General features: G+C 53.0%; 23 protein-coding genes. 5 read left to right on the forward strand and 18 right to left on the reverse strand.

Annotated elements, in window-relative coordinates:
* The first annotated feature begins 22 nt into the window (after nucleotides 1-22).
* The 3 genes from SH528x_RS15715 to SH528x_RS15725 all read left to right on the forward strand — a co-directional run bounded on the left by SH528x_RS15715 (nucleotide 23) and on the right by SH528x_RS15725 (nucleotide 5,591).
* Complete coding sequence (locus SH528x_RS15715; RefSeq protein ID WP_442511462.1) at nucleotides 23-526, forward strand: flagellar protein FliS; 504 nt, start codon at nucleotides 23-25, stop codon at nucleotides 524-526.
* Nucleotides 527-873: 347 nt separating this feature from the next.
* Nucleotides 874-4,695, forward strand: coding sequence for a secretin N-terminal domain-containing protein (locus tag SH528x_RS15720; RefSeq protein ID WP_442511463.1), 3,822 nt, complete (start codon nucleotides 874-876; stop codon nucleotides 4,693-4,695).
* Entirely contained in the window at nucleotides 4,695-5,591 is an 897-nt protein-coding gene (locus tag SH528x_RS15725; protein WP_442511464.1) for a hypothetical protein, read from the forward strand. Before SH528x_RS15720 ends, SH528x_RS15725 begins: the two co-directional genes overlap by 1 nt.
* A gap of 590 nt (nucleotides 5,592-6,181) precedes the next feature.
* On the opposite strand, the gene SH528x_RS15730 is transcribed toward SH528x_RS15725, so the two are convergent.
* Together SH528x_RS15730 and SH528x_RS15735 are read right to left on the reverse strand one after the other, a co-directional pair.
* Nucleotides 6,182-8,377, reverse strand: a complete 2,196-nt coding sequence (locus SH528x_RS15730; RefSeq protein ID WP_442511465.1) for a transglutaminase domain-containing protein — start codon at nucleotides 8,375-8,377, stop codon at nucleotides 6,182-6,184.
* A 100-nt stretch (nucleotides 8,378-8,477) separates the two neighbouring features.
* Nucleotides 8,478-9,113, reverse strand: a complete 636-nt coding sequence (locus SH528x_RS15735) for a shikimate kinase (RefSeq protein ID WP_442511466.1) — start codon at nucleotides 9,111-9,113, stop codon at nucleotides 8,478-8,480.
* A gap of 271 nt (nucleotides 9,114-9,384) precedes the next feature.
* Between SH528x_RS15735 and SH528x_RS15740 the strand changes: the two genes are divergently transcribed.
* The gene (locus SH528x_RS15740; protein WP_442511467.1) at nucleotides 9,385-10,617 is read left to right on the forward strand and encodes a hypothetical protein; all 1,233 of its coding nucleotides are present in this window, start codon (nucleotides 9,385-9,387) and stop codon (nucleotides 10,615-10,617) included.
* Nucleotides 10,618-10,781: 164 nt separating this feature from the next.
* Here the strand turns inward: SH528x_RS15740 and SH528x_RS15745 are convergent, their stop codons facing one another.
* From SH528x_RS15745 to SH528x_RS15760, 4 genes are all read right to left on the reverse strand, one after another.
* Nucleotides 10,782-11,402 (reverse strand): CDP-alcohol phosphatidyltransferase family protein, encoded by a 621-nt coding sequence (locus tag SH528x_RS15745; RefSeq protein ID WP_442511468.1) that lies wholly within the window; start codon nucleotides 11,400-11,402, stop codon nucleotides 10,782-10,784.
* Nucleotides 11,399-12,337 carry a phosphatidate cytidylyltransferase gene (locus tag SH528x_RS15750; protein WP_442511469.1) on the reverse strand — a complete coding sequence of 313 codons (939 nt, stop codon included), beginning with the start codon at nucleotides 12,335-12,337 and terminating at the stop codon, nucleotides 11,399-11,401. The genes SH528x_RS15745 and SH528x_RS15750 overlap by 4 nt, the downstream gene beginning before the upstream one ends.
* Before the next feature lie 293 nt (nucleotides 12,338-12,630).
* On the reverse strand, nucleotides 12,631-13,344 hold the full coding sequence (locus SH528x_RS15755; RefSeq protein WP_442511470.1) for a TVP38/TMEM64 family protein: 714 nt from the start codon (nucleotides 13,342-13,344) through the stop codon (nucleotides 12,631-12,633).
* Between the two features lie 11 nt (nucleotides 13,345-13,355).
* A complete protein-coding gene (locus SH528x_RS15760; RefSeq protein WP_442511471.1) occupies nucleotides 13,356-13,778 on the reverse strand; it encodes a TraR/DksA family transcriptional regulator in 423 nt (140 codons plus the stop codon).
* 269 nt (nucleotides 13,779-14,047) lie between these two features.
* Between SH528x_RS15760 and SH528x_RS15765 the strand changes: the two genes are divergently transcribed.
* Nucleotides 14,048-14,926, forward strand: a complete 879-nt coding sequence (locus SH528x_RS15765) for a metallophosphoesterase family protein (RefSeq protein ID WP_442511472.1) — start codon at nucleotides 14,048-14,050, stop codon at nucleotides 14,924-14,926.
* A gap of 32 nt (nucleotides 14,927-14,958) precedes the next feature.
* Here the strand turns inward: SH528x_RS15765 and SH528x_RS15770 are convergent, their stop codons facing one another.
* The 12 genes from SH528x_RS15770 to SH528x_RS15825 form a co-directional block, all read right to left on the reverse strand.
* Nucleotides 14,959-15,396 carry a hypothetical protein gene (locus SH528x_RS15770; RefSeq protein ID WP_442511473.1) on the reverse strand — a complete coding sequence of 146 codons (438 nt, stop codon included), beginning with the start codon at nucleotides 15,394-15,396 and terminating at the stop codon, nucleotides 14,959-14,961.
* A 101-nt stretch (nucleotides 15,397-15,497) separates the two neighbouring features.
* Nucleotides 15,498-16,313 (reverse strand): hypothetical protein, encoded by an 816-nt coding sequence (locus SH528x_RS15775; RefSeq protein ID WP_442511474.1) that lies wholly within the window; start codon nucleotides 16,311-16,313, stop codon nucleotides 15,498-15,500.
* 1,439 nt (nucleotides 16,314-17,752) lie between these two features.
* Nucleotides 17,753-18,175 (reverse strand): GNAT family N-acetyltransferase, encoded by a 423-nt coding sequence (locus SH528x_RS15780; RefSeq protein WP_442511475.1) that lies wholly within the window; start codon nucleotides 18,173-18,175, stop codon nucleotides 17,753-17,755.
* A 74-nt stretch (nucleotides 18,176-18,249) separates the two neighbouring features.
* On the reverse strand, nucleotides 18,250-18,651 hold the full coding sequence (locus SH528x_RS15785; protein WP_442511476.1) for a hypothetical protein: 402 nt from the start codon (nucleotides 18,649-18,651) through the stop codon (nucleotides 18,250-18,252).
* A gap of 693 nt (nucleotides 18,652-19,344) precedes the next feature.
* Nucleotides 19,345-20,013: a polysaccharide lyase gene (locus tag SH528x_RS15790; RefSeq protein ID WP_442511477.1), complete on the reverse strand. Its 669-nt coding sequence runs from the start codon at nucleotides 20,011-20,013 to the stop codon at nucleotides 19,345-19,347.
* Nucleotides 20,014-20,489: 476 nt separating this feature from the next.
* Nucleotides 20,490-20,627, reverse strand: coding sequence for a hypothetical protein (locus tag SH528x_RS15795; protein ID WP_442511478.1), 138 nt, complete (start codon nucleotides 20,625-20,627; stop codon nucleotides 20,490-20,492).
* A gap of 354 nt (nucleotides 20,628-20,981) precedes the next feature.
* Nucleotides 20,982-21,524, reverse strand: a complete 543-nt coding sequence (locus SH528x_RS15800; RefSeq protein ID WP_442511479.1) for a hypothetical protein — start codon at nucleotides 21,522-21,524, stop codon at nucleotides 20,982-20,984.
* Between the two features lie 807 nt (nucleotides 21,525-22,331).
* Nucleotides 22,332-22,883, reverse strand: a complete 552-nt coding sequence (locus tag SH528x_RS15805) for a hypothetical protein (protein WP_442511480.1) — start codon at nucleotides 22,881-22,883, stop codon at nucleotides 22,332-22,334.
* Nucleotides 22,884-23,353: 470 nt separating this feature from the next.
* On the reverse strand, nucleotides 23,354-23,599 hold the full coding sequence (locus SH528x_RS15810) for a hypothetical protein (protein ID WP_442511481.1): 246 nt from the start codon (nucleotides 23,597-23,599) through the stop codon (nucleotides 23,354-23,356).
* A gap of 279 nt (nucleotides 23,600-23,878) precedes the next feature.
* Entirely contained in the window at nucleotides 23,879-24,640 is a 762-nt protein-coding gene (locus SH528x_RS15815) for a hypothetical protein (RefSeq protein WP_442511482.1), read from the reverse strand.
* 365 nt (nucleotides 24,641-25,005) lie between these two features.
* Nucleotides 25,006-25,401, reverse strand: a complete 396-nt coding sequence (locus SH528x_RS15820; RefSeq protein WP_442511483.1) for a hypothetical protein — start codon at nucleotides 25,399-25,401, stop codon at nucleotides 25,006-25,008.
* A gap of 32 nt (nucleotides 25,402-25,433) precedes the next feature.
* Nucleotides 25,434-26,726 (reverse strand): hypothetical protein, encoded by a 1,293-nt coding sequence (locus SH528x_RS15825; protein WP_442511484.1) that lies wholly within the window; start codon nucleotides 26,724-26,726, stop codon nucleotides 25,434-25,436.
* Nucleotides 26,727-26,860 lie beyond the last annotated feature (134 nt).

Here is a 26,860-nt window from a genome sequence, read left to right on the forward strand (position 1 = left end):
CCTGCAAGGAGGCAGGTAAAGCATGACTTATTCGCCCTCGCATGCTGCATCGAATTTTCAGCCTAGCGGTCACAAGCAATCGCGGCGTTCGACCGATGGCTATCTCGAATCAAGCATTCATCACGCGACGCCAGCTCGTTTGCGGCTGATGATCCTCGAGCGTTCGGTCGAAGTGGCTCGATTCCTCGCAGAAGCCTGGCGAACCCGTCCCGAATTAAAGGGCAACAACGAGTATTCGCTCAAACTACTCGATTTGCTTACCGAATTGCTATCGGGCATCACGACCAACGAAGGCGTGTGCAATCAAGTCGCGGATCTCTACGTTTTTCTTAACAAGCATCTGCTGCTGGCCGAACAACACAGCGACGCGGATGCGATCGATGAGTTACGGACAATCTTGGAAATCGAAGCCGATACTTGGCGAATGGTTTGCGCCAACGAAACGCTAGCAAAGTCGTCAGGCAGTCCAGCGGCACCCATCTCAACCGATACACCGGTCGCGGGTGGATTGAACTTACAGGGATAAAGCGCCGCAACGGCAGCGCATTCCGTAGCGGAACTCGTCAAGAGTTTCGGAGGGGCTGGTCGTGGATCGAAAGTCTTGACGACTTCCGCTACAGCAAAGAAGCTTCCAACAACAAGACGCACGGGACGCAGGAAACCGCATCAAATCGGTTTCGAACGTCCCGTGCGTTTTTTCGTGTCTTTACTGAAAAACTTACCCCTTAGAAAACGCAGTTTGTGAACCTTTGCCGGTTGTTTTGACTGAAGCGGCTGGTCCGATTGACCCGATGATTCCTATTGAACGGGCTAGAGCGCACGGAGGTCCGTTCATTGAGTACGTCTCTCGATCAAAAGTAAAGGTGGTCGCAAATGCGGCGATGGATCCTCAGCACACTGACCCTTGGTCTTACGTTGGTACCTAGTGCCAGCGTTTTGGAGGCACAAGATGCGTCAGGCCCCGAACTTCGTAAACTTTCGGTTCCTGCGGCTCAGTCCCGCTCGATCGCGACCAAGCTTAGCTTGATTTATCGCGACATGCCGGGAGTCCAAATTTCGCCCGATGCCAAAAACGACCAACTCGTCGTAATGGCTCCCGAAGCGGCACAGCGCCGAATTGCGGCGGACGTCAAATCGTTGATGAACTCCGATGAGATTCGGCAAGCGTCGGCGATAGGGCCCGTCCACGTCCAGCTGAAAAACGTGACATGGCGTGAATTCGAAGACGACTTGAAGCAACTTGCTGGTCTTCCCTTGCCGATCACGACCACACGAAACGGCGAACGTGCCTCGTTCCAGCTCAGTGCAGCACCACTGCAGGGAACAACGGTCGAAGTCGATCGCCGTCGCAATCTGGTCACGGTGATCGCCGCACAACAAAATCAAAAGGGTTGGCAGAAGGTCATCAACACCCTTGATGCTCCGTCGTTTGACAAGTCAAAAGTCACCGACATCATGCGGCTTGAAAACGCCGAGCCAGCACCGATTCAGCGGGCCATTCGCCTGCTCGGTGAACTTGATGCTCGTCGCGTCAAACCGATCACCGCAGAGAACGCCTTCCAAAACGCAGTCTTTCAACAAGACGCGGCTGCAACGGCTGCACCACCCGCAGCGGATGCGGCCGGTGAAACCGCCGACGACGAACAAGGCGGCTCCGGAGTGATCGGCGACACTCAGATTCAGTTCGTTCCCGAACTTGGCACGATCATCATCCGCGGAGCGAAACGCGACGTGGAACGAGTGATGGAAGTCATCAAAGAGATCGAAAAACAAAGCGATCTGACACGTCCCGAAATCGAAGTGGTCAATCTGCGTCACGCGGACAGCAACGCGGTCGCAACGCTACTGAAACAACTTTACGACGATGTGCTTTCTGCACGTCAAGGCGAAGTAAGTATCACGGCACTTGATTCGCCCAACTCGCTGCTGCTGATTGGTCGCGCCGAAGCGATCAACGGCGTTCGTGACTTGATCGCGAAAGTAGACATTCCTGTCGACGAGACGAGCCGCTTGCGAATCTTCCGCTTGCAACACGCTTCGGCGTCCGACGCCGAAGAAACTATTCGTAGCTTCTTCGTCGATCGTCCAGGAGGAAGCGACGACCTTCGGCCCGGTATTGGACCTCGCGTTCGTGTGCTAGCCGACTATCGCACCAACTCGCTGATCGTCAGCGGAGCTCCTCGCGATATGGAAGAAGTGACACGCTTAATCAACGACCTCGACGTGCAGCAGATTTCGGCTCAAAGCGAAATCAAAATCTTCAAATTGAACAATGCGGTTGCCGAGGATTTGGCTCCCGTGATCCAGTCCGCGATCAATGGCGAAAGTTCAACAGGGGGCGATGGCAGCGTGACCACCCCGTCGACCACTTTGTCGATGGTAGCGGTAAACGGCGAGGGAAATCAGATCCTCGATTCCGGTATCCTTGCCGGGGCCGTGATCACCGCTGACCCGGGGGCAAACTCCATCGTCGTGCGGGCACCTGCGTCCAGTATGCCGCTGATTGCCGAATTGATTCGTCAACTCGACCAATCTCCTGGCATCGATTCGCTGGTCAAAGTGTTCACGATCGAAAATGGCGACGCCGTGCAGCTGAGCACCGCATTAACCCAGTTGTTTGGCGCCGATGCGGCAACCAGCGGAACGAGTGTCGGTGCAGGTAACCTTGGCGGATTGCCAAACATCACTGCAGGAAGCGAGAACTCGCTTGTTCCACTACGATTCAGTACCGATTTGCGAACTAACAGCATCGTTGCAAGCGGTTCAGCCGAGGACCTCGAAGTCGTTGAGAGCATCTTGCTGCGACTCGATGGAGCAGGATTCTCGGAACGCATTACCGAAGTCATTTGGTTGCGTCATCAAAGCAGCGATACCGTCGCCGCAGCGATCCAACAATACGTGCAGCAACGCACCCAAGGCGTCAACACGATCCAGCAGTTCCAACAGGGTGGTCTTGGTCCGTATGACTTACCCGATCGCGATCTAATCGTTGTGTCCGAACCGATCACGAACAGCTTGCTGTTGAGCGTTTCGCCGCGACTGTATGAAGACGTTCGTGGTTTGATCGACAAACTCGACCGTCGCCCACCGATGGTGCTGATCAAAGTTTTACTTGCGGAAGTTGCTCTTGACGACATTTTCGAAATCGGCGGTGAAATTGGGTTGCAAGACTCAATGATGTTTGACCGAGGTGTGGCAAATGCCGCGTTACCGGCATCCATTCCCGGCTTCAATTTCAACGGCAACGGTGCGACGAACGTTAGCTCCTTTGGCCAAGAGAATGTGGCAGGTAGCGGTTTGACGAGCTTCGGCGTGGGCACCACCAACGGCAATCTGAATTACGGTGGTTTCGTGCTCAGTGCTGCGAGTGAGTCGATCAGCCTGCTACTGCGAACATTGCAAGACGCACGACGTCTGCAGATTCTCAGCCGTCCTCAGATCATGACGATGGACAATACCGAAGGGCTTGTGCAAGTCGGTCGAACGATCGCTCAAGTGACCGGTGTGGTCAACAACGGCTTGTCGGGTAACCAAGTGGTCACCGAACCGTTAGAAATTGGATTGATCATGCGAGTTCGTCCTCGTGTAGGAGCCGATGGTTTGATCATCATGGACATCGATGCCGAGCGTTCCGATCGTGATTCATCGAGCGGGACTCCGATTCCTACGGGTGATGGTTCCGTTCTGATCCAGGACATTCTGAAGACAACTGCTCAGTCGACTGTCGCCGCGTACAGTGGTCAAACGGTGATCTTTGGTGGTTTGATTCAGAAGACTCGCAGCAACTTTAGCCGCCGAGTTCCTTACCTCGCCGACATTCCATTGTTAGGTTACTTCTTCAAATACGACCAAGAATTCGAGCGTCGATCCGAGTTGCTCGTGATTTTGACTCCGATGTTGGTCACTGGCGAAGAGGATCTGGATTACGTCAAAGCGACCGAGTCTAGCCGCATGAGCTGGTGTTTGGCCGACGTGGTCGAAATGCATGGAGACGTCGGTCTGGACGGTGGCTATGGATTGTGGGGACCCGCGACTGGCGGCACGATCTATCCCGACTTGCAACCTACCGTTGACCAGTTCAACGAAGGTCAGATCATCAACGGACAAGGATTTGGTCATCCAGGACACGCGAATCCCTCTTCGGTGATTCTACCAGACCATTCGACGATGATTGACGCAGGAACATCCCCCGGGGATTCGTCCGCGATCTACGAGTCAATGTCGGTTCCTGAGCATTCGATGCCGCGAGGGATTTCGCCAACGCAGTCCAATCGCTCGCAACCAACGGGCACGCCGAACATGGCGTCGCCCCAGCAACCGACTCCTGCGGTCAGCGGGCAACCGTTGACTTCCAACGGCAAGTCCTCGGAAATCCAATGGCAATCGCCGCCGAGTGGATTGACGCCAGCAAACAGCGGTTCAAATCCCCCGACGATTACCGGGCCGGCATTGAATCCCTATACCCAATCTTCAGTGCAGTCAGGTTCGAACCAAGTCAGTTGGATGCAGACCGCAAACGCGAGTCAGGCGATTGATTTCGCATCGGCATCGAGTGACCGCCCGCAACGACTCGGGGCCGTCGATACCAATGAAAAACAAGGTACGGAAATGGAGCAAGCCCAGTCCAGTCGCGGCGACACTTCTTACCCCGTTCAAACTATCCCCAGCATTTCCCCGCAGACATGGATTCGATAATGACTTTACTGAATAACGCATCCTCTGCCGTCGAGAATCGCCGGCGAAATCGAGCCACCCTGATCGGCCGTTTGTCAATGCACGCGATTGCATCCGTTGCGATTTGCTCCGTGATCGGTTGTATCACCGTGGGACCGGACGGGGAACGTGTCAAGAAACCTGGCAGTTCATTCGCAGCGAAAATGCCATGGTCGAAAAAGAAAGATGCAACCCCGGAACCGTATCCAAATCCAGTCAAAATGGCTGCGACTTGGACACCGGATACTCTGGTGCAAACAAATCGGACTCCGACGCGAGGCTTTGGCGGACGCATCTTTTTCTATAATGAAAAGTCGCATGCTGTGCCTGTTGACGGTACGCTCGTCGTTCATGGTTTTGATGATCAAGCGGACTCGTCTGAGAAAGCGACAAAGCGGTTCGAGTTCACACCCGAACAGTTTACACGCCACTTTAGCCAGTCCGATCTGGGTGCATCCTACAGCATCTGGGTACCTTGGGATGCGGTAGGTGGTGATGCACGGCGAATATCGCTCGTCGCCTCGTTCAAAACCCAAGAAGGCGTGACAGTCCAGGGAGTTCCTGCGACGGTCATGTTGCCGGGCAAAGAGTCGCCTGAGGTAGCACTTGCCAAAGCGACCACCAAGCTTTCGCCTCAATACCAGGAATACCGGGATGCTGCGACCTCGATCAATACGCGTACGTCGGGGTTGACCACCACGACGATCCAGCGTCGGTCGAGCCGGACCGCGTCGCCGGCGAGCGCCTCGCCTGTTCAGGATTTTCGCAACGCGATGTTGACCGATAACTCAACAACACCATCGGCGGAAATCAAAATGGCCGCCCGTCCGAATGAAGACAGGGTTCTGCCCGCAAGTGCGACGATGCCAACAAGGTAACGAATCGCAAGCAACATTCGCGTAGCCACGCTCGCCAGAGCGTGGATTCCACCAAATGATCTGAGCCGACAACGCTAGCCGCGGGCAAGTTCAATTCAATGTTGCCGGGCCCGCGGCTGACGCTGGACCGCTAAGACTTTGGTATTGACGTGATTTTTGGTTGCGTTGGTTTTCTGCCACCTCTCCACCAACTTCGTTGGGGGAGAGGTCGAACGGAGCCTTCAGCGACGTTCGGGTGAGGGGGCTGACCGAGCAAGCCAGTCGCCAACGACAACGCCGTTTGCACCGGATTTGCTCGGATGATAACACGGTCGCCCCCTCACCCGAGCAACGCCTAAAGGGCGTGCTCGACCTCTCCCCCGACTTCGTCGGTGGAGAGGTAACTGCAGTTTGGGCCGGAAGAAAAACTCCCTTTAGTATCCGACGGCGATACCAAAGTTTTAGCGGCCCGCGGCTAACGCCGTCGGCTCACAAAACTGTCTGAGTTTGAAGTCTCTGACTCCGATAGCTCAGACGAACTTTCAAAGAAAAACGCGGCGAACCATATGTTCGCCGCGTTTTTTTGTGAATCGCAACTGGGTTTCAGAGAGCTAAGTCTTCGGGAATGGATCAGGCATTTTTCCCTGATACCGTGCCTGAGCGAACTCGCGATACCAATCCGCAGTCGACTGCAACCATTCGCGTTTCAGCTTGTCGTTTGGTGGATCAATCGATTCAATTCGACTCGCGAACTGGTGCATCGTTTCGTGACCGTCTCGGACCAACGCAAGACGTTTTAACCGTCGATCCATCTTTCTCAGCATCTTGCGGCTGATCGTGTCGGTGGGATCAGCAACGTGAATCGCGATGCGTCGCGAGCGTCTCCAAACCATCACCGACAGAACCAGAAACATGGGTGCCTGAAGAATTCGAAAGATCGCCAGCAAAGGGTTGTTCGCACGAATTGACACGATGAATGCGCTGATGGTCGACACGACGGAACCCGCGATCGATTCTTCTTCACTTTGCGGCGACCATGTCGACGCCGATGCTTCCGACTTCGATGAATCGACATTGAGAGTGGTGTAGCGGTGCCCGGGAGTTGATTCGACCGGAAACCACGTTCGTGTTTTTGCGTCGTAAGCCTCTGCCCAAGCATGAGCGTCGCGGTTGCGGGCAACCCAGAACTCATTGTTCGGTTCCATCTCGTCAACGACATAGCCCGTAACGTAACGAGCCGGTATCCCCTGGGAACGCAACATCGCGACCGTGCCCGAGGCAAAATACTCGCAATGTGCTGAATGTCGTTCTTCGAAAAAGTACAACAAGGGATCAGCATGTCCCGGAGCAGGAGGCGGATTCAATGAATAGTCGAAGTTCATAAGGAAGAACCGAACGACCCTATCAGCTTTCTTCCGCACATCCGTTTCGTTCCCACAAATTTCGTAAGCGAGCGGCTTGATGACCCGATTCAATCGGTTGGGGACATGAGTCAGAAGTTGCAACCGAATCAGGTCGAGTTCGTCTTCAGGGGGCTCCGACGCAACCGCGATTACATAGGGGTTAGTGACGTCGATGCCATGCTCGATCATTCCGTGATGGTTGAGGGCCAGACTGCTGCTGTGGGCTTCGATCCAGCGACTGCCCAGAGGCATGAAAACGGTGGTGCCTTTAAACGGAATGTTGCGAATTTCGATCGTTTGAACTTTCTCGGTCGTTCCTTCCGCAAGAGTGAAACGCCGCAAAATCGCGGTGCGACTGCTTTTTAGCATCGTCATTGCTGGACCCGAGGGATCCAACATGCGACTCATCAACGAGGTTTGGTAGGCTGCGTTAGCGATAACTTGGGGCGTCACCACGTGCCAATGTCGGTTCTCGTAATAATCGAATGCCGTTCCTCGTAAATAGCCCGGCGAGTTATTCGAGAACACGCATAACGCGATTTCATCAGGATTCGCGGTCTTGTTATTGCGGATCGACCCAATCGTGGAACCGTACACGTAGCGCGTTCCAGAGACTGCCAAATTGCTGAAGGTCGTGTCGAGCGTGTTCTTCAAAGTGGACTGGATCCTTGATTGCACTTGCGGCAGCGTCGCGCTGGTCGCCTGAGCGATCGCACCCGTCACGATCACGATTGCTGACAGAGTCAATGCCGAAAGCACCATCCCGGTTCGGTTTTGAGGCTCGTTGACCAACGAGTTCTTGGCGAGTGCGTTGGATTGCCGCCGGGTCATCTGCCCGCCCCCAGCGCTTATCTGAGAGGGCTTTTTCCAGAACGCTCCTCGAGCCAAAATACACTGCGATGCGATTGCGTAGCCAAGACAGACACAGAAGGCGATGGTGGTTTGGCCTGCATCGCTCTTGCTAACGCCCCCCGCCGCGACGCTTAACAGCACCGTGATCAAGCCAAGCACCAGCATCAAACCATGCCCATCGGCGCGACGCACGACCCACAAATATGCAATCCAAGCCAATGCGGTATGCGACAGGACATCCGCTCCCATCCCGAACGGATTGACCGATTTCATGGCCAAATACGGCATCGCACGCACAAAGGAAAAGGTCGCGATGCAAATGAGTCCCGTGATGAACAGGAAAGGACGCGATCGCCACCACGAGCGTCTCAGGGATCCGTCCGACGCGCGATAGTGTTTTTCAAGCAAATGCTGGATCGTCGCCGCCGAGGTCGCCAACACAATGATGACGGTCAGCATCGCCCAGGTATCGAATGTATTCGCGGCAAAAGCCCCGAGCATCAAAAACAAAACGACGATCGTCCACTGTTGACGCGACAACATTCCGTCCATGACTCCTGTGATCAGGTTGCTTGATAGATGCCGGTAAAACGGCGGCCATCGCTATTCTACAATAAAAGTGCCATGGGGTGACGTTCAGCGGACATCTTGCTCAGCACCAATTTCGGTCGCGGCAAACCGCCAAAATTTCATCGCTGACCTGATCGATCGACTTGCCCGTCGTTTCGATCTGCGCGTTCGCCGCGTCTTCGTAGTGGGGTTGCCGCGTCAGCAGCAACTGACGAATCTCGTCGAGATGCCCCAGTGGGGTCAAGGCAGGTCGATTCGCCGTGGTCGCCGTGTCGGCGGCGATTCGCATTGCGAGTGTCTCTGCGGTCGCGATCAACCACACGCATTGTCCGCTCGATCGAATCAGCTGGCGATTGGATTCACGCAAGATCGCACCTCCGCCGAGTGCAACCACCGCAGCCGGTTCTGTCGCAACAATGTTCAACATCTCGGATTCGAGGTCTCGAAAACCTTGCTCACCCGAGTCGGCAAAAATTTCACGAATACTACAGCCAGCATGACTTTGGATTCGTGCATCAAGGTCGATGACCGGGCACCCTATCGCCGCTGCCAATCGGGTTGCGACGGAGGTTTTCCCTGTTCCACGATATCCGGTTAAGTAAAGATGTTTCAACAAGGGACGATGGATCAATTCGCGGTAATTGTTTTTGGAAAGCGGAGAGATGAATTGACTGTCAATTCCATTGCCTGGCCTGGCAGCCTCCAACGAGGTTACCATCGTACAACGCATTCAATTTCGCGTACACTAAGCAGTTGGACAAATGTCGGTTAGGGCCAACGCCGTGAACGATTTTCTGGTACCTACCTTCGCCAGAAGGTGGTGATTCAGATTTGCACGCCAACAATCCACGCTCTGGCGAGCGTGGCTACGAAACGCCAATGCCGTAATTTGCAGCACAAAAATCGTTCACGGCGTTGGGCAAAAGACGGGAACGAGCGTTTTTGGTGACGGTTACCAAGAAGTTTCTATTTTTCTGAGTGTTGCTGAAATGATTCGACTACCTCTGCTTTTTGCATTTTTGTTGTGCGGCATTTCGCTCGGAAATTGCCAAACCCCCGACAACGCGGTTGAGATCGAAGAACGCTCATTCGAAGAGCTGGGGGATGCCGTCGAACAAGTTGAAGAAATCAGCGAAGCCGAAGACAGTTTTGCCGCCGAAGATGTCGTTGCTGCCAACGCGTATGTCGGTGCCGTGGGTGTCGCCGACTGGCTGGGGCCACTTGCGCCGGTCGCGTTGTCACCCTTTTTCGGAGTGACATGCATGTCCGCACTCGCGTTGTTCTTTCCCGACTGGGTCGGCGACAACGCGCTCTTAAGTGCATCGGGGCCGTTACACAGCAAAACGCTGTTTTGTCTATTCTTGGCTTTGACCGTTTTGACGAGTCTGCCACGTTTGACAAAAGTCAGCAAGCCGTTCGCGCAAGCCACCGATCGCTTGGAAACCTATGCGGTCATCATCATCTTATTGGTGATCAAAGTCATCGCTTCGTTTGAATCGGGTCAAGAAACGACCCAGGTTGCGATGGTCGAGTTGGGTGTGGTTAGTTTTACCTTCGATACGCTGTTGGCGATCGCGATGGTGATCAATGTGCTTGTCATCAACAGCGTCAAATTCTTTTGCGAGTTTATGGTTTGGTTGACGCCGATCCCCGCCGTCGACGCGATGTTTGAATTTGCAAACAAAACATTGTGTGCGGCATTGATGACCGTGTACGCGTTTAGCCCCACGATCGCGACCGTGTTCAATCTCGCGATTTTGCTTGTTGCCGCGATCGTACTGCGTTGGATCGGACGTCAAGTGCGTTACTACCGCACAATGGTTTTAGACCCAATGATTTCACGGCTGTGGACGCGTTATGGTGATCCGAAACGAAGTGAAATGGTGATGTTTTGCAAGGAACCGATGGGGCCGTTCGCGGCAAAGAGCCGGCTGCGGATGACGCGAGTTGCGGACGGGCAAGGATGGCACTTACGCGAAGCAAATTGGTGGATGCCAAGTCACCAGCATCCGATCGCCGAAACATGCCGTCCTCAATTGCGTCGGGGATGGGTGATGCACACGATCATGATCACCGACGCCGATGGCAAAGCGTACGAGTTTGCCGTCAGCCGCCGTTACGATCGATCTCTCGACACGCTCGCCGAACGGATCGGATTGCTAGTCACCAGCGACAGCGACGAGAAACAGCCGCAGGCCACCCCCATCGCAGCCCAGTTCTAAATGTGAGTTAGAATTCCAGCCTAGATGTGGGATAGGCTTCCAGCCTGTCATTGCACCCAAGATCTTCCCGTAGCGAAACTCGCCAAAAGTTTCGGGAGCATTCTGAATCTTGAGGTGACTACGAACCACCGGGACGGCAATCGGCATCGAGGACGCTTTGAGAGCTACGACATTCGTTGTTTAACTTCTCGGCGTGCTTGTAGCAGCGAGCTAATGTCGGATTGAGGCTGCGTTAATGTCAAAGTGATCAACATCGCTTCGACGTTCGTGAAAATTACACCGATCATTGCAACGCGTAGTGGCCAAGTGGACCACTCGAGAAACAGGGCAATCACCCCAATCACCATCAAAAACCAGCACGTTTTTGCCGCTCGTGTGTGATAGCTCGGCAATCGACCGAATTTCATTAGACTCAATCCGCACGATCCGGCGTAACTAAGCAAGGCGAGTCCGATCCAAAGCGATTCTTGAACAAGTAAGTCGCTATGGAGATAGACGAGCGAGATCAGTAGGCAAGCGTAGAGCGTCACGTCCGCCACCGTGTCAATTTTGGGCCCAATCGGCGAACGCTGGTTGAGCAAAATCGCTAACTTGCCGTCGATCCAATCGGTAGCCGCCAAAAACAAGAACAACCCGACGACCCATTCGGAACGGCCTCGGATTGCAAACCCGACCATGACCCACGATCCGATGAATCGGATAACGCACAGTGCGTTCGGCAGGGTTGCCCACCGATGCGTCGTCGGCGTGGCGCAGACCGCATCGGAATTCGGAGACGGGTTCATACACAACATCCTTGGAAATAGTAATAGAAGAGCGGCGCCGTAAACGTCAGACTGTCGATCCGGTCGAGGATTCCACCTTGACCCGGCAATAGATTGCCACTGTCTTTGACACCTACGTCGCGTTTAACTGCGGACATGTTCAAGTCGCCGAGCTGACCTGCGATCGACATCAAAATGCCTGCAACCGCACTTTGCAAAATAGTCATCGGGGTCAGCCAGCTGCCAAGCAACATCGCAGCGATGGTGGTGATGATGATTCCGCCCCCAAAACCCTCCCACGTTTTCTTGGGTGAAACGGGCGTCAGTTTTCGGCGTCCGAATTTGCGTCCCACCAGTGCTTGGGCGATGTCATTGAGTTCGGTAATGGCAATCACGAATAAAAACAATCCGGCGGGTCCTGATTCAGGGTTCGTGGCCACCGGCAACGTTACCAACAACGCGACGTGGCCAATGGCATAGGTGGTCACAAGTACGGCGAAGGCAATTCGTCCAACTTGGCGAAGAAACGCTTCGGTTTGACCTTTGACAATCAACAACGACGAAGGGATCGCGATCGCCAGTAAGGGCAGCAATGAGATGAAAAGGAAGTTCCACTGAAGTGCGACCACAACGTAACTGGCGACGATCAATCCATAGGTGGCGAACGTCAACGATCGAGGAATCGGCGGCGTCATTGGGAGAGCTGCAAATTCTCGCATCGACAATAAACTTGCCAATCCGATCGCGGTGACCATGGCGACCGGGCCCAGCAGTGCGGACGCGACGACCACTAGGGTAACGATCCACCAGCTTCTCAGGCTACGAAGTCGCGATTGGGCAATCTCTTTGGATTGGCCACGAATGGCATTCAAACGGAACAATGTCCCCATCAATAGCGTGGCAACCGCAACGATCGCGGCGCTGAGAACATTCGGTGGTAGCGTAGTCGAGTACATCAGATGAACAACCTAAGCATGTCATTATCAGTCATTCCACATAATGATCTGAGCCGACGGCGCTAGCCGCGGGCATAATTCCTGCAATATTGACGCTCCTCGCGGCTAGCGGGCTGTCGGTTTTATCGAAAAGTCAATCCAAGTGGTGAGCCGTGGGCCGTAAGGCACCGGGTATGCGTGGCACCCGGCCGCTCACGCGTCACGGCTCACTAAATCGACAGCCCGCTAGTTCCGTCGCCTCACAAATGGATGGACGTTCTACCCTCATATACCGACCGACCTGCTTTGGTGATTTACGAGCGTGAATGGAGCGAATCCTGTTCCAAGTCTTGCGGACTATGCGGAAACCGTCGTCGAACCCAACGCGTCACAATCGGCACCACTGCAAAGAGCGAAAGTAGCACCATCAACTTTACATTGATCATGCTCCAAATGCCTTCTTCTGCCATCGTTCGCAGCGTCGGCAGTTGGGCGCCGGCAAGCACAAACACGGCTGTCCCTGGCAACATTCCCACCAGCGTTGTCCAAGCGAACGTCGTGACAGGAATCTTGGTCGCACCCGACGCATAATTGATCAGCGTGTACGGTGCATGCACCAGACGAAGCGAAAGTAGGTAACTGCCACCGTTTCTCGATATCGCTCGATCAATCGCATTGATCACCTTGGACAGTTTTGCCTCAACGATTTCACGTAAGAAATAGCGAACGACTAAAAAACTGATCACCGCGGCAACCGTCAACGCCATGCTAGAGATAAACAAAGCAAGCCAAAATCCAAACAGCCATCCGTAGATGATCGACTTCCCCGTCGTGCCTGGCACCAACGACAACGCTAGGTACGCTGCGAAACCTACCACCGGAGCCCAAAGCGGATGGTGCCGCACGTAGGTTCGGAATTCATCCTCTCGTTCTAGTATGGGATCCAGCGACACCTGATCTCCCCACGTCCACCATCCGACGACGGCGATCAGCAACACCAGACCGAAAATGCACACGCGCCAGTGCATGGATTACCACTTTATGAACGCGACGTCGAAGCACGAACGACGGGGCGTTTGACTTGTGAATTGTTTGACAAATGAATCGAATCTTTCAACGATTCTTTGGCTTCTTGGCACTGCACGCACTTGTCCGCAAACGGGACCTTTCGCAAACGATCAATCGGAATGTTTTTCTCGCATTCGTTACAGCGTCCGTAGGTCCCGTCGGTCACGCGAACGAGAGCTGCATCGATAGCACTCAGCTCGTCGCTTTCCGCTTCCGCCAAGGTCGAATTGACTGTCGCGTAATCAACCTCGACGGCTAGATCCACAAGGTCGCCGCCGACGGCGTCGTCCGAGTTATGCAGTTGCATGAGTTCGCCGTCGAGCAATTGCGACAATTTGGCTCTGCGTTGGATCAGCTTCTTTTGCAACGATTTGATTTGGTCTTCGCGTTTCATTATCCATTCTCCCTCGTGGAATATTGGATTACGGTCAAGGAGATTGAGTCACCCCGATGCCGCAAACCGTGTTGAAAATCATCGGGGCAACATTCATGCCAGTTGTTCGATCCGCCGCTTTGCATCGACTGCGTTTCCCGATCCGCCTCGCTTGTGTCACTGTTATTTTACCAAGCTTTCGGTGTGCGGCGTTGGTATGACTTGTGCAGTATTTCAAATGAAGTAAACAGTAGGTACTTTCCGAAAGGGCTCTTCGCGGCACAGTGATCGTGAGAACCGTTCCGAATCTTGTGCGGCGGCAAATTCCGTACCAGGCGAGCGACATGAAGATTCTGCACATATCCGATTTGCACTTTGGGCCACCCTACCTCCCTCGCGTGGGGCAGGCGATGATCGAGTTAGCTCCGAAATTAGAGCCTGACGCGATCGTCGTCAGTGGTGATTTAACTCAGCGAGCGAAACGGGAGCAATTCATTGCCGCTCGCGAATTTTTGGATCAACTGCCTCGTTGCCCGATGTTGGTCATTCCCGGCAACCATGACGTGCCACTGTATCGGGTCAAAGAACGCCTAACCGACCCCCTGGGGGTCTATCGAGAAATCATCAGCGATGACCTCAGTCCAGTGTTGACCAGCGACGAGGCGATCATCGTCGGCGTCGATTCAACATCGCCTCATCGGGCGATCTCCAACGGACGGATTGTTCCTTCGCAACTCGAGCATTGCCGTCGGATCTTTGAGTCTGCACCGCCTCAGCTTTGCAAAATTCTCGTCGCTCACCATCACTTTGCCCCAGCCCCCGACAATCTGCGTGATTCAGCGATGCCCAAGGCAGAGCGGGCGATCAACCAATTTGTCGACCAAGGAGTCGAGCTGATTTTGGGTGGCCATTTGCATCGTGCGTACATCGGCAACTCGCTCGATTTCTATTCGGGGAACCATCGAGATCGAGGCATTGTGATCGTACAGTGTGGTACGACGACATCGCGGCGCGGACGAGGTCGAGAACGCGAAAAAAATTCGTTCAACTTGATCGAGATCAAGCCTGAAACGCTCAGTGTCACGCACCACATGTACTTTGACGAGCAAGGCGACTTCGCCGCTTTAAGCCGACACCAATTCCCACGCCACGGCCGATCGTTCAAGTGACAAGTTGCACGATGCTTTTTGTATCAAATATATCACTCTGAAATCCATGGTGCAGAGTTGAAAAACGCCTTGTTCTCCTCGCTGTGCGGTTCGGCGATATGAAGCAGCCAGCCACCGGGATCCCAGACATACAGAATTCGCCAGCCCCACGCTGCGACGGTTGGCTCTGCAATCTTCACACCTGGATACTTCAAATTGAGTTGCTTCGGCATCAGATAGTCGTACCAGCTGTCCACGCTGCCGACCCACAAATGCATCATGCCAGCGGACGATCGATCAAGCCCATGATGAAGCGTGACGAGAAACCTGTGTCCAATGCCAGTATCGAAACAACAGGCGTCGCCACCGTCCCAAAGCTTCTCGAAGCCGACGTCTTCATAAAACAATTTCGCGGACTCGAAGTCTTCTGGGCCGTAACCGAGGAAAGGCTTGAAGTCCCTGATCGCTGGAATCTCGCTTCGAGCACTCACTGTTTTCTACCTGTGGTTGTTTTTGTTTCCGGAGCATGCACGCTGTGTTCAGCAGCGACAAACGAATCATTCACGTGCCACTGGTGCGTGGAAGCCGCTGTCTACCGCATGTCCCGAATTGGAATTCCCAGCGGCAGATCAGGTGGCGGAATCGCAAGCGACGGATCAGTCGGTTTCAGTTTTGTTCTAAATTCACTGACATTGATTTCGAGAAAGGTCATCGATTTCTTGTCGACCACGTCAAGAACTTGAACAAGCTTGAGGGGCTGGGGGAATGCTTCACCGTCCACATCAAGCCAGACAAATTGCGAGCGCCATGCCCGTTCCCCCGGTTTCTTGTTGATCTGTCGAAATTCGGTGGGAAGCCCCTGCCTCGTAAATCCCGCGAACGCGTTTTCAATGCCGTTTTGCTTCAAAGAAAGCCGGTACGAACCGTCGTCTTTCTTTACAACCAAGTGGTCGGATTTTGGCACCGTCGTTTCAAGCCATCTAGAAAAGGATTTGTCAAAGGTGACATTGAGCCACGCCATGTTTGGCAACACGTGAAGATAGCGTTCCATTCCGGACGGATCAGGCGTACGTGAAACGAGTGCGGTGCGGCTGGCGTTCATAAATCGAAATCCTTCACCACCACCGATCACAACCCATCCAGCACTTGAAGGTTGTTGATTCGCGTTCAGCGGGTCGAATTCGAATCGATAATGCCGGTCTTTCCAGTAGGCTCGTATTTTGTAGCTTTGCTCCACGCCGTCGACCCAGCACGCTCGTCCGCTGACCTCGCACTCCATCGCGCCCTCAGGCCAATAGTTCTGTGCCTTCCGCAGAAGTTGGGACAAGTCGTCGAGATATTCGCCTTGCACAGGCCCCGGGGCGACGCAAAGAAAAAACGAAATCGCAGCTAGAAAAATCTTTGTCATGGGTCGGTTAGCTCTGAAGAAACAACGAAAACAGCTCAATGACTTACCTACGGACATTTCCTGCATCTTATCCAAATCTGTTCGTCCAGCATCTCGCAGCGTGCGATAGCACTCTACAGTTAGACGCAAAATCAGGCTGGCGAACGACTCGTTAAGTAGGTCGTTCGGTATTTACCGGTGAAACGTCGATCCTTTTGTGAGCCGACGGCGCCAGCCGCGGGCCCGTTAATATTGCTGGAAACTTGCCCGCGGCTTTTGCCGTCGGCTCAGATCATTATGTGGAATGACTCATATTGACCTGCTTAGTCGCACATGCCTCGAAAGCTATGCAATCCATAGCATCGAGAACACAGACGCGTTGACAACGAAAGCGTTTATCTGATCCTGTTCGTTCATGTGTGAATCAAATAGAGCATGAACGAATGGCAAAACGACAATGCATGCGAGTATCGTCCAGCCCTGCGCGCGGATCGGAAATTTGGGTTGCAGATGGCCGGCGTCGTTGGGTTGTGACGCAAACGCCGACAACAACGTCGCAGAAAACGCGATGCATCCAAAGGTCCCAAGAGCCAGAACTGCAGTGCGAACTATAAATTCCATTTGCTTCCATTTATCAGACGCGTTACTTCACCAGTCACGCCAGTTTATTTTCAATTCGCAAACGCTTCACAACGTCCTTCGTGCGAACAGTATTGTTGTCCGAATTTGAATCACTCGGAAGATCTTTCAAGGCACGAGCCCCAATTCCAGGAGCACCAAGAATGTACCTACAGCCGCAAACGCGATTGCATTGACTACGGTAGCAATAAGGTTGCGTTTCATCCAATACAACCTCGAGGAACATGCCCAACAAACGCCGATAGCGATGAACCCGGATGCGACAGTCAATCCCTTGGCAATTTCAACGCTGAATCCCTGACGTTCCGATATTCCGATGGTTTCTACCGCGACTAGCAATCCAACAGCAACACTCGCAATTCCAAAGCCGCTGGCGAAAAGGACCATAATGATGGACCGACTTGCGCGGTGAGCTGCACCCTCATCACAATGTGGCGGTGGATCGTACGGGTTAAGCGCTTCCGTTGATTCGAGCTTCGTAAAAGCATTCATGCCAGTCAGATACTTACAAAGAATTGCGATCGATTCGGCGTGTTCATGGAGAACCGATTGTACGCCAAACCGTGAACACTTTGGGGATATTTGCTCTTATAACTTTTCGTCGCATCAATCTTTCTATCGTGCAAACGTCCGACCCAAGTATTTGCAGACAACGTGTCGGCCTGCGTCCGTTGTTCGTTTGTTACCAGCAAACCTCTCTCTTCGAGGGCAGAACTGTGCAACGAAGTACGGCGGGTTACACTACAGCGCACTTGAGAGGAAGCACTGACGGACGTCGCCAATCATCCGCTGCGTGCGGTCGACTTCTCACCCTCAGATAGCTATGCATAACGCATCAAATGATATTCGCCTTCCGGTCCGTTCCCCGTCGACTCCGCGACCCACCCCAACGATTTGTAGAATGCCATCGCGTGATCATTTGCGGAGACACATTTCAGCGTCCAAGGCCTCGGCAGCCACGCGTCCAACGAGGCAAGCAATGCGGTGCCGACACCCATACGACGAAACGAAGGGTCTACGTAGAGATGGTGGATGAAGGAATCGGCGCTCCAGACAGAAATAAAGCCGGTGACGTCGCGGTTCGCGTTCACGGAAACAAAAATGTCCTCACCTTCCGTTGCGGACACAAAGTCAGGTTTTGTACGCGACCCCTTGGGAAGCCAATCGGCACCCTGAATTGCAGAATCGTAGATTCTTTTCGCATGAGGGAGATCAAGCGACGTGGCAGTGCGAATTTCGTGCATTTCAGTTGAATAACAGTGCCGAACACCCGATTGTCGACGACTCTCAACAAGCCGAAGAGACTAACCATACAAAATCACTCTTCAATGCGGGTGACCTTGATTTCCCACTTCACTCCGCGACGATCGGTGAAAACGCCAGTCCATTCTCCATATTTAACAAGTGACAATTTTGCAGAACCTTTCATGCGTACTTGTTTTTTCTGTCGCGTAAATGCTCTGAAGTCGTCTACTTCAAAACTAGTCGTTGTGCCTTTCGGATTGTTTTTGCCGACTCGTTTTGTGTAGTCGGGATCGCTCGGAGAATCCTTTTGGAACATGATATGATTCGATACACGGTATCGTCCGCTCAAGTTATTCTTCGGAGGTGTGTTCTTTTGCAGTTCGAATGCCCAGACTGCACCATCAAAGTTGTCTTCTCCGATTGAGGTTGTCGGCGCTGACACCGAAAACAGTACAAGACAGATAGTGGCGAGCAACGAGTTTGGAACGGCAGAGGCGCGAAGCATTGTGTTCTTCCGTATCGTGAAATTACCTGTGAAAATGAACGTCGGCCGAACGTCCGCGTTCCGCGGGCGGGGAGTGTTGAGGATAAATCGTATCAATGCTCGCTAAAGATCTGCTCCGTGGCAACAATGGTTACTCGCCCAGCGGGCGTCGTTTGGGTGAGGGATATGGTGGCATTGCGTTAAGTAGACGGCCGTACAGCCACATTTATTAGATAACGGCAGACATCAGCGATTGCGGGAGGTTGGCGTTCCATTCGTATACACCCGATCACGCGTTCAGGCCGATTCGATCGGTGTCTCTCCGGTGTCAAGATACGCTTTGTATTCACGGTTTGCCACCGATTTTTACTTAGGGTGTCACAATATTTGATCATTGTTAAATGGATCAATGAACCCTCTCAGAAATGGACTGGCCCTGTTGACGCATCCGGCTCCCAGCCGACACTTCTAACCTGACATCACTTTGCACTCCTATCGCGAACGAGCGCCGCAGGCACCATTGGCACTGCCCACTTAAGCCGCCAACTTAAGCCGCCTGTTCAATCATTTAGCACTGGCCCAATAACACGCTAAGCCCCATGCTGAGCAAACAAACGATCTTTCTGCCCGAACTGCTATCGGCGGAGGAAACAACTGGCAGCTAGTGAGTCAGAACCTTGATTGCTATGGCGTCTCATTCGCTTCGATTTCAAGATCGTCAATATAGATCCAGTTCTCGGTGTCGATGTCAGGGTGACGGTACATTCCCACCTTCAAAAAGTGCTGGTAGTCATTGTTCATGTTGGGCCCATTGGCGATCAGATCCGGGGTCTCTACTCCATCGATCGACACACTGGCCTGTCCCGAACTTCCCTGTGTCCAATGAATTCGCGTCTCAATCGTGTGCCACGATCCTTTAGCGATGGGCGTTGGCCCAACATGCTGTTGAACGTTACCGTCGGTGGTCCGCCCGTAGTTAAGGCCAACTACCAATTGGGAATCAATTTCGCCGATGCTGAGCGAGACGGGTGGGCTTAGAGAATCAAAGTCGTCCCAGGACTCGCCCTTTGCCTGATTTGGTTGATCGTGCCATTGGCCAATCAACCACCAGCGGTTGTCAGGGGCGTCTGACAAAAAATCATCCGCAACCATGAACCGCCAGCGATAGGTTACGCAGTCACCATCGTTGAATGGGAAATCGACACTTACTTCGGATCGAATTCCGCCATGTAGTTTGGGCATCGCAGGATACAGACGGAGGCCAAGGTGCCGCGACTCAGCATCGCCCATGATTGCGATGCTGTCACGAGTGGCAACGTCCAGGTTCGACAGCTCGACGAGCGAATCAGGCATGATCGCTTGGAGGAAAACAACCTCCTCGTTTCTTCCCCCGCGTTCGCCGCAGCCACAGAAAGATAGGTTTAAAAACGCGAGTAATGGAAATAGAGTTCGTCTCATTTGAGCCATCAAGCCAAACTTCACGGGGATCGGGCGGGCGATGTTCCAACGACCAAGCAACCCAGTTCGCGATCGCCAATGCAAGTATTAGCTCTTGTGTTGGGCTAGCTCCGCAGACCGACTGATCACGCCACCCTAATATCGGTCAAAGAAGATTCGGGCTCAAGCCACGCGGCACGCGAACTAAAAATCTTATAGGTTCTGAACCAGAATAGGAATCGATCAATTGCAACGGGACCTGAGTTTTATCCAGTCACTTATAAGCACGTAGCTAAACGGTAACCCGAACGAAATTTTACCAATCGTTGAGCCAAGACGTCTGCTCATCGCGGGGTCCGTAAAGTCTAAGCTAGGGAACCGAGTAATGGCAATCAACGCCGATCAATAGCCGCGGTAGCGGCGGCAGCATTTAGCCCCACGCGTAAGCGTGGGGTTTCGGACATCTCGACATCAACATAGCCGCGGTAGCGGTGACAGCGATCGATGCCAACGTTGAGTAGAAGACGCAAATTGGCGTTCTCCAGTTCAAGCCCCCGAGGCAATCATCTACCGCTGGCCCAATGACTCGCTCTGCCCCTTGCTGAGCAAACACAGGCAAAAACATGATTGACAAAAAGATAGACACGGAAATTTCGGGCATTTAAAGCGTCTTCTTTCCCATTTTTCTGTCGCATTAATCTTTCTGTCTTTCAACTGCGTTCCCCAAATAAGAGCAAGTACAGCATATCGCCCATCGCCGGAGTGCGTGATCGCCTTCCCTCGGCTGGCATACCCAAAAGGCATCGACTCAAGAGATTGAGGACCGTCAACGATACTTCCGGACGAGCTTGACTCGGCGGTGAAAACAACTGGCAGTCACCGAGTCAGAAGTTCGAGCTCGCATCCGACAGAGTCTCATCTAGGGATCGGCCGAACCGAGCGAATTCGCGGACGCTCTCAAGGTATCGGACGAGTTCGATGTGCCCAGGCCAAACATGAGATACAGCAAGCACATTTGATTTGGGATCGTAATGCAATTCTGCGTAGCCACCGGCAACGTCCCAATCGTCAGCATCTACGGATTCGCGGATTGCAGCAATGACGAGTTTCGCGTCTTGTTCCGATTTAACGATGTCCGAAATGTCGTAGTCGCGTGAATAGATTGCTGTCGCGGATATGCTTGTCGGAACAATGGGGCCAATCTCCCGCCCGCGATTGACACCCATTCGGTAGGAAGCAAAGCAGGCAGCAGCGATCAACATCCCAAGCATCGCAGTGCGAATGCTGAAGCGTGCCCAACGCGGTATAGGCAAACGCGAGTTCGTGGGCGAGGTTGAGTTCATTTCAATCGGATAACGTTGGGATTCACGAGGTGGCAACCGTTGATCATCCACTTCAATACACCCGATTTCGCCACGCGGGTGCATTGAATGGTTCAAGTAAGCCGGTATTGCGGCGATAGGTTGCGAGCTGCTTCGGTTTCGATCTAGTACTCGCATTTCACGAGAAAGCGATCTGTTCTCACAAGTATAGCGGGTTATATAGCACAGCATTAGCACCCAAATCTGATTCGCTCGAGAGACCGCGAGCGGCCAAGTTCACTGAGATTCTCGTAGATTATGTCTTGAGTCGCGTGGACTTTGTGAACCGACGACACTAGCGGGCTGTTGATTTAATCGAAATACAAATCGCAGCAGTGAGCAGTGAGCAGTGAGCCGTAAGCAGTGAGCAGTGGGCAGTGGGCCGTAAGTCACCGGGTAATGCGTGCAGCCCGGCCGCTCACGCGTCACGGCTCACTAAATCAACAGCCCGCTTGCCGCGGGCCTCGTGTGCGACTAGCGCGGAAAGCACGAGCTATGACATGCACGCGTCAACGACTCGTTTGTTGATACCCGACAAACTTCCAGAGGCGGCTAATTCATGAGCGGGGACGAGGCCAAATGGAGCAAACGAAATGAACAAAGAAAAGCAGCGAGATTAGCCCAAGTGAAATTTGAGCGAGGATTGGAAGTGCCCCTAGCGGCAACCAAACCATAACTGCAACAAACAGAGATGACCACTCTGCACCGGATTCATGGCTCTTGGGAATCTTCTCGTCGCCTGTTCGCACAAGTCTGTTCGCACAAGTCTGTTCGCACAATGATTTTGAGATGGGTTAATGAATTTAAGTTGCATAATGGCGGACATCATCGAGCAGGCGAAAACTCGGGCCACAGTGACGGTGCACCGAGTTTTTAGGTGCCGTGTTGCGGTGGCCACGGTTTGTCGACACTGTACGCCTCTCGTTGCTCCGGATCGGCCATCAGCGGATTTTTGGTCAGGATGAATTCTTTGATCGCTCCTGACAGAGCAAGTTCGATTTGCATTTCGTATCCTGGGAATTCATAGAAGGCAATGGATTCGTTGTCATCAGTATCGATCCAATACCAATCGCCGAAAACGTTAGGCAGGTCGTTGCGAGTCAAGTGGTGTATATCCAATTGATTGCGTTTCCACGAGATTGTTCCGCGATAGGGCTGAAACTCGTCGTCCTCATCCTTTAAAACAATCGAGTATCCTTGAAACGTTCCGTCTTCCCCATGGTCTACCCGAACGCCCAAGTCAAAGTAACACAGACTGCCTAATTGCGAACCGTCATTTCGGCCTAACAACGACAGATGCTCGAATCGCGATCCGAGCGCCACGCCATTCAACGAAGGCTCATCCAATGTAGCAGTAAGGATCAAATCGGGTGATCGACGCCAATCATTTGTCGGATTACCGCGTCTGAATAGAAAGTCAAGCATGGGGTAGGCACGCAACGTTACACATCACCGAGCCGGGGCAGTTGATGTTTCAGATGTAATAAATCGCAAGCCCGGCTTCGGGCGAGTAGGACGTTGTTTCTCGGATGCTAGGATACGCTTTGTGTTCTCGGTCTGCCACCGATTTCTAATTCTTGTATCCGGCAAACATCCCAATATAGATCGAACGCAACATCAGCTGAGAAAAATTGACTCACGCTAGGGTCCAGGTCAGTGGATGGCCCTTGGACCTGGGCAATATGAACACCATTCTAACACGCGGAAACGCAAGGATGAGATGTGCGTACAAGATAGATTTGGGGAGCGACATTCTGCGACAGTCATTTCGTACGAAACGAGGACATAAGCGACAGGACGGCAGGGTTTTGCTGGCCGCGAGAGTGAATGTTCCAATACCAAACCGCCCGCAAACCCTGCTCCGGAACACACCACGGTTATCCGCATTGCTGGTTTCAAACGCCCGTCACAACAACCTCCAATGCGTCGATTCGTAAAAGCAATAAGCGGTTGTCGTTTCGCAGTTTGGTGAGGTACGCGCCAACAAAGAAGAAGCACATTGGCATGTTGATTATGAACACCATCGTGACGGCGCTGTCAGAGCCTCCATTGCGGTGCACCCATAAGTTGCCAATGGTTACGATCGCGGCTAGCACCGCACAGAAAGCGGCGGGAAGCCAAGGGCCTACTTTTTCACGCATAAGGTTGCTCCAGTCGAAGTTCGAGGGCAGTGGATTGGCAGATTGAAATGTAAGAAAGATTGCCAACACGAATGGAGTTCATTCGAGTAAGGTTACCGACCACATGGACGGAGGAGTTGATTCTGACCTCAAATTCGACGGTGCTAGGGTCGTAAGTGAATTTGATGGTTCTGCGACTTCTGGTGGGTGCAATTCCGCTCCACAAGGGGCCTCAATTGTTCCATTTTAAAACGCTCGCAAATCCGGTTCCGTAATCACCCATGGCTCGTGCGGTTTTCGCTATGGCATGTCATGCGAAAGATTGACCCATCCATCGGGCCATTCGTCAGACGTGGCATTCCATTTAATGCTAACTTTATTGAGTAGGTTTTTGAAACGAACGGCAGCAGCAGCTGTGCGTGTTACGGCATACAACCAACTGGAACTACCGTCCGCCACGCCTTCGAGTTCGATCATTGTATCACGGTCACCGAAGAACTTCGTCGGTCCCGGCCATGTGGAGTCAATTGAAAGCAGTTCGGGATATCCGTCCATGACGATTGAAGACACCGTCCGAGTAACGTACGCGTTGGCGAACCAGCGGATTGATCGCGAGAATTTCAGGCAGTAGGCGAATCGCTGGAGTGCGAACATGGACGTGGTTGCCGAATCCAGTAACCAAGTGTCTTGATCGTCCACAGAAGATGCGTGGACGGGCGGATCGTCGTAAAATAGGTTCTCGGTCGCAATGCCCCATTCGACGACGGCCTGGTTCTCCACAAGGAAGGTCAGGTGACCGGACGTAACGTGCATACGATCTGGCATCAGCAATTCGTCTTGTTGCGACCAAACATCAGACCGAGCACCAAAGCGTGTGTACCATTCGCGAATTGCCGCCGGGATCGGAACTCCGAGACGAGTTGCGTTAGTCACGATCGCGTCCTCCGAGATGCCGCCATTGGGATTTGACTCTGGGTACCAATCCGCAATCACGCGTGAGAGAATGTTCCAACGTTCAAGTCGAGATTCCGGAATCGCTAGTAATGGAGAAGGGGCGGACATTCCAAGTCAAGTCTCCGATTGAGTGTGCGAAAGGCCGAATTCACCGAGCATGGCCAAAGTAGTTTCCATTTGTTAAACGTCTTGTCCCGTGCTTGGGGTGAGTAGGACGTTGCTTCTCGGATGTAATTGGCTAACTTCATTTCAGTGATAGCCGCACGCTTCTGCATCCCGGTTCTCCGGCCACGCCGGCAAAGCAGATTGGTAGGAAAATGGAGGGAGGAAGTTAGAGCACGTGATCCTCATCTTTCCAATCTTTCTGTCGTATCGATTCTTCTGTCTTACGACTGCGACAAGAAGTTACGAAAGAGCTCTCAACTCTTCACAGTTGACACCCGCTCGTCTTTAGCTCATTTCCAGGCCGCAACTTACACGCCATGGTTATTGCTTTGTTTTCGCCGCTTTGCCTCTGTGATTTCCTCGGCAAGCTGGAACTGTCGCAGAAACCACCATCCAATGCCGAGTATGCACAGTATCACGAATACGATCACAAATACGGCTGGTTCCATCAGTCCTGCAAGGATGACACCCGCAACTGGCCAAAATACCCGCGGCGCAACTCCGAGAATAGGCAAGGATGTGTCGACACCGAACCACCGCAAACCTGAGTAGATGGACGCAAGAAACATTGGCAAAAAGAGGATCGGTGTGGCGTAACTCCAGCCGAAGTACTCCCAGCGCGTTGTGAGACCAACTGTGGATAGGGTAAGTATCGTCGCAGAAGCCAATAGTAAAAACGTCGACTCGCGATCTTGGTTTTCCATCAGGCAATTCTCTCGTTTTCGTTCATTTGAAGTTACCGCTCAGACAATGTGGATGTGCGTGTTGACCAAAGTACCACCACTGGCGTGACAGCACATGCCAAGCCGAGAAACCAGCCGATCCCAGGCGAGGATCGTCCCGAACCGAGGGCAATCACAAGCGGTAGCACAGTCAAAGCAAGTGCGCTGATGGCAATTGACCAAAGTAAGATGCGCGGAAATGCAATCGCATCGAATTTTTCAGCGATTTGGAAAAGGCAACCAGTGATCGCAATGCCAACGATCAGCCAAATCGGGAATTTAGCCAAAAATGTAACGTGGCCGTTCAATCCAGTCACATCAAAACTTGTGTTTGTGACGCTCGGGATGACCAGGTTCGCAAATTCAGTATCGGGCGTGATGAGTTGCCCGCCAAAGTTTGGTGTAATCCGAATGTTTGTGTTGCGGATGGTCATCCAGGTCGAAGGCAGTGACAGAAGTCCCGCAACAATAGCGGCGGTGAGTAGTCCGTTTTGCGTTGCGGGCTTCATTGCGATCTGTGGGTTCGATTTCAGTCGAGTATCGACCCGGTCCGCCGGGTGCAGACGGTTAGTTTTCGATTCACAAGGCGTGCGCGATCCGTGTGCTGAGTCATCGTTTTGACGTTCGCCGTCTGCCGCGTCTATTTTGTACTGAATCGCAGAAATACAATTTGATGCGTAGGTGGCGTGTTCCGGCCAACGGTCGATAATATTCCGGTATGCGACGATCGCATCTTGCCAGTCGCCAATTTCATCAAGCCTTGCTGCGTTGTCCAACGCAGCCTCTTCGGAAAGTTCCGGCGATGGCGTTTCGACGTGATCGTCAACGTCGAAGTCGTCGGGCCAGTCGATGTTACCGACATCCATGAAAGCATAGCATTTCGGGCAGTTTTGCGTCGTGCCGTCTTGAGAAGCGGGGAATTCGCTCGTCTCGCCACAATCCTCGCATTCCGATTGAATGGGAGGCTTATCGTCCAGTTCTGTGCGGCGTCGATCACGTTGCTCCTCGAACTGCCGGAGTAGTTCGCCAGCAGATTCGAGGTCCGATTTGTCAACAAACACTTGCGGTTTGTGTGATTGGCTGATCGTGCCGAAAGCAAACAGGCTAACGCCGGAATTATCCTCAACGGCATAGGCGCGAACGCCATTCGATTGAAGCCAGGTGACCACCGAATGAGCTTCAATGTTGCCGTTTGCCGTGTACGCAAGCGTTGGCGCTTCGAGCGAATCGCGGTCATCTTCGATCGGAGTCGGGTTTCCAGGATCGTCGGGCGGCGTAGGAGGCGGTTCGTATGAATTAGGTGGCATCGTTGGTAATTCGATGGAATAAGGTCGAGTTATTTCAGTTGGCTAATGTCTGTTGTCACCGAGCACGGGCACAAAACACGAGCAGAAAAACTTAATTTCAATAAAGACTCGATTAAGTTCACGGGTGCACAAAT

It is taken from the genome of Novipirellula methanifontis (assembly GCF_052161655.1).
In the GTDB taxonomy this organism is placed as follows: Bacteria; Planctomycetota; Planctomycetia; order Pirellulales; family Pirellulaceae; genus Novipirellula.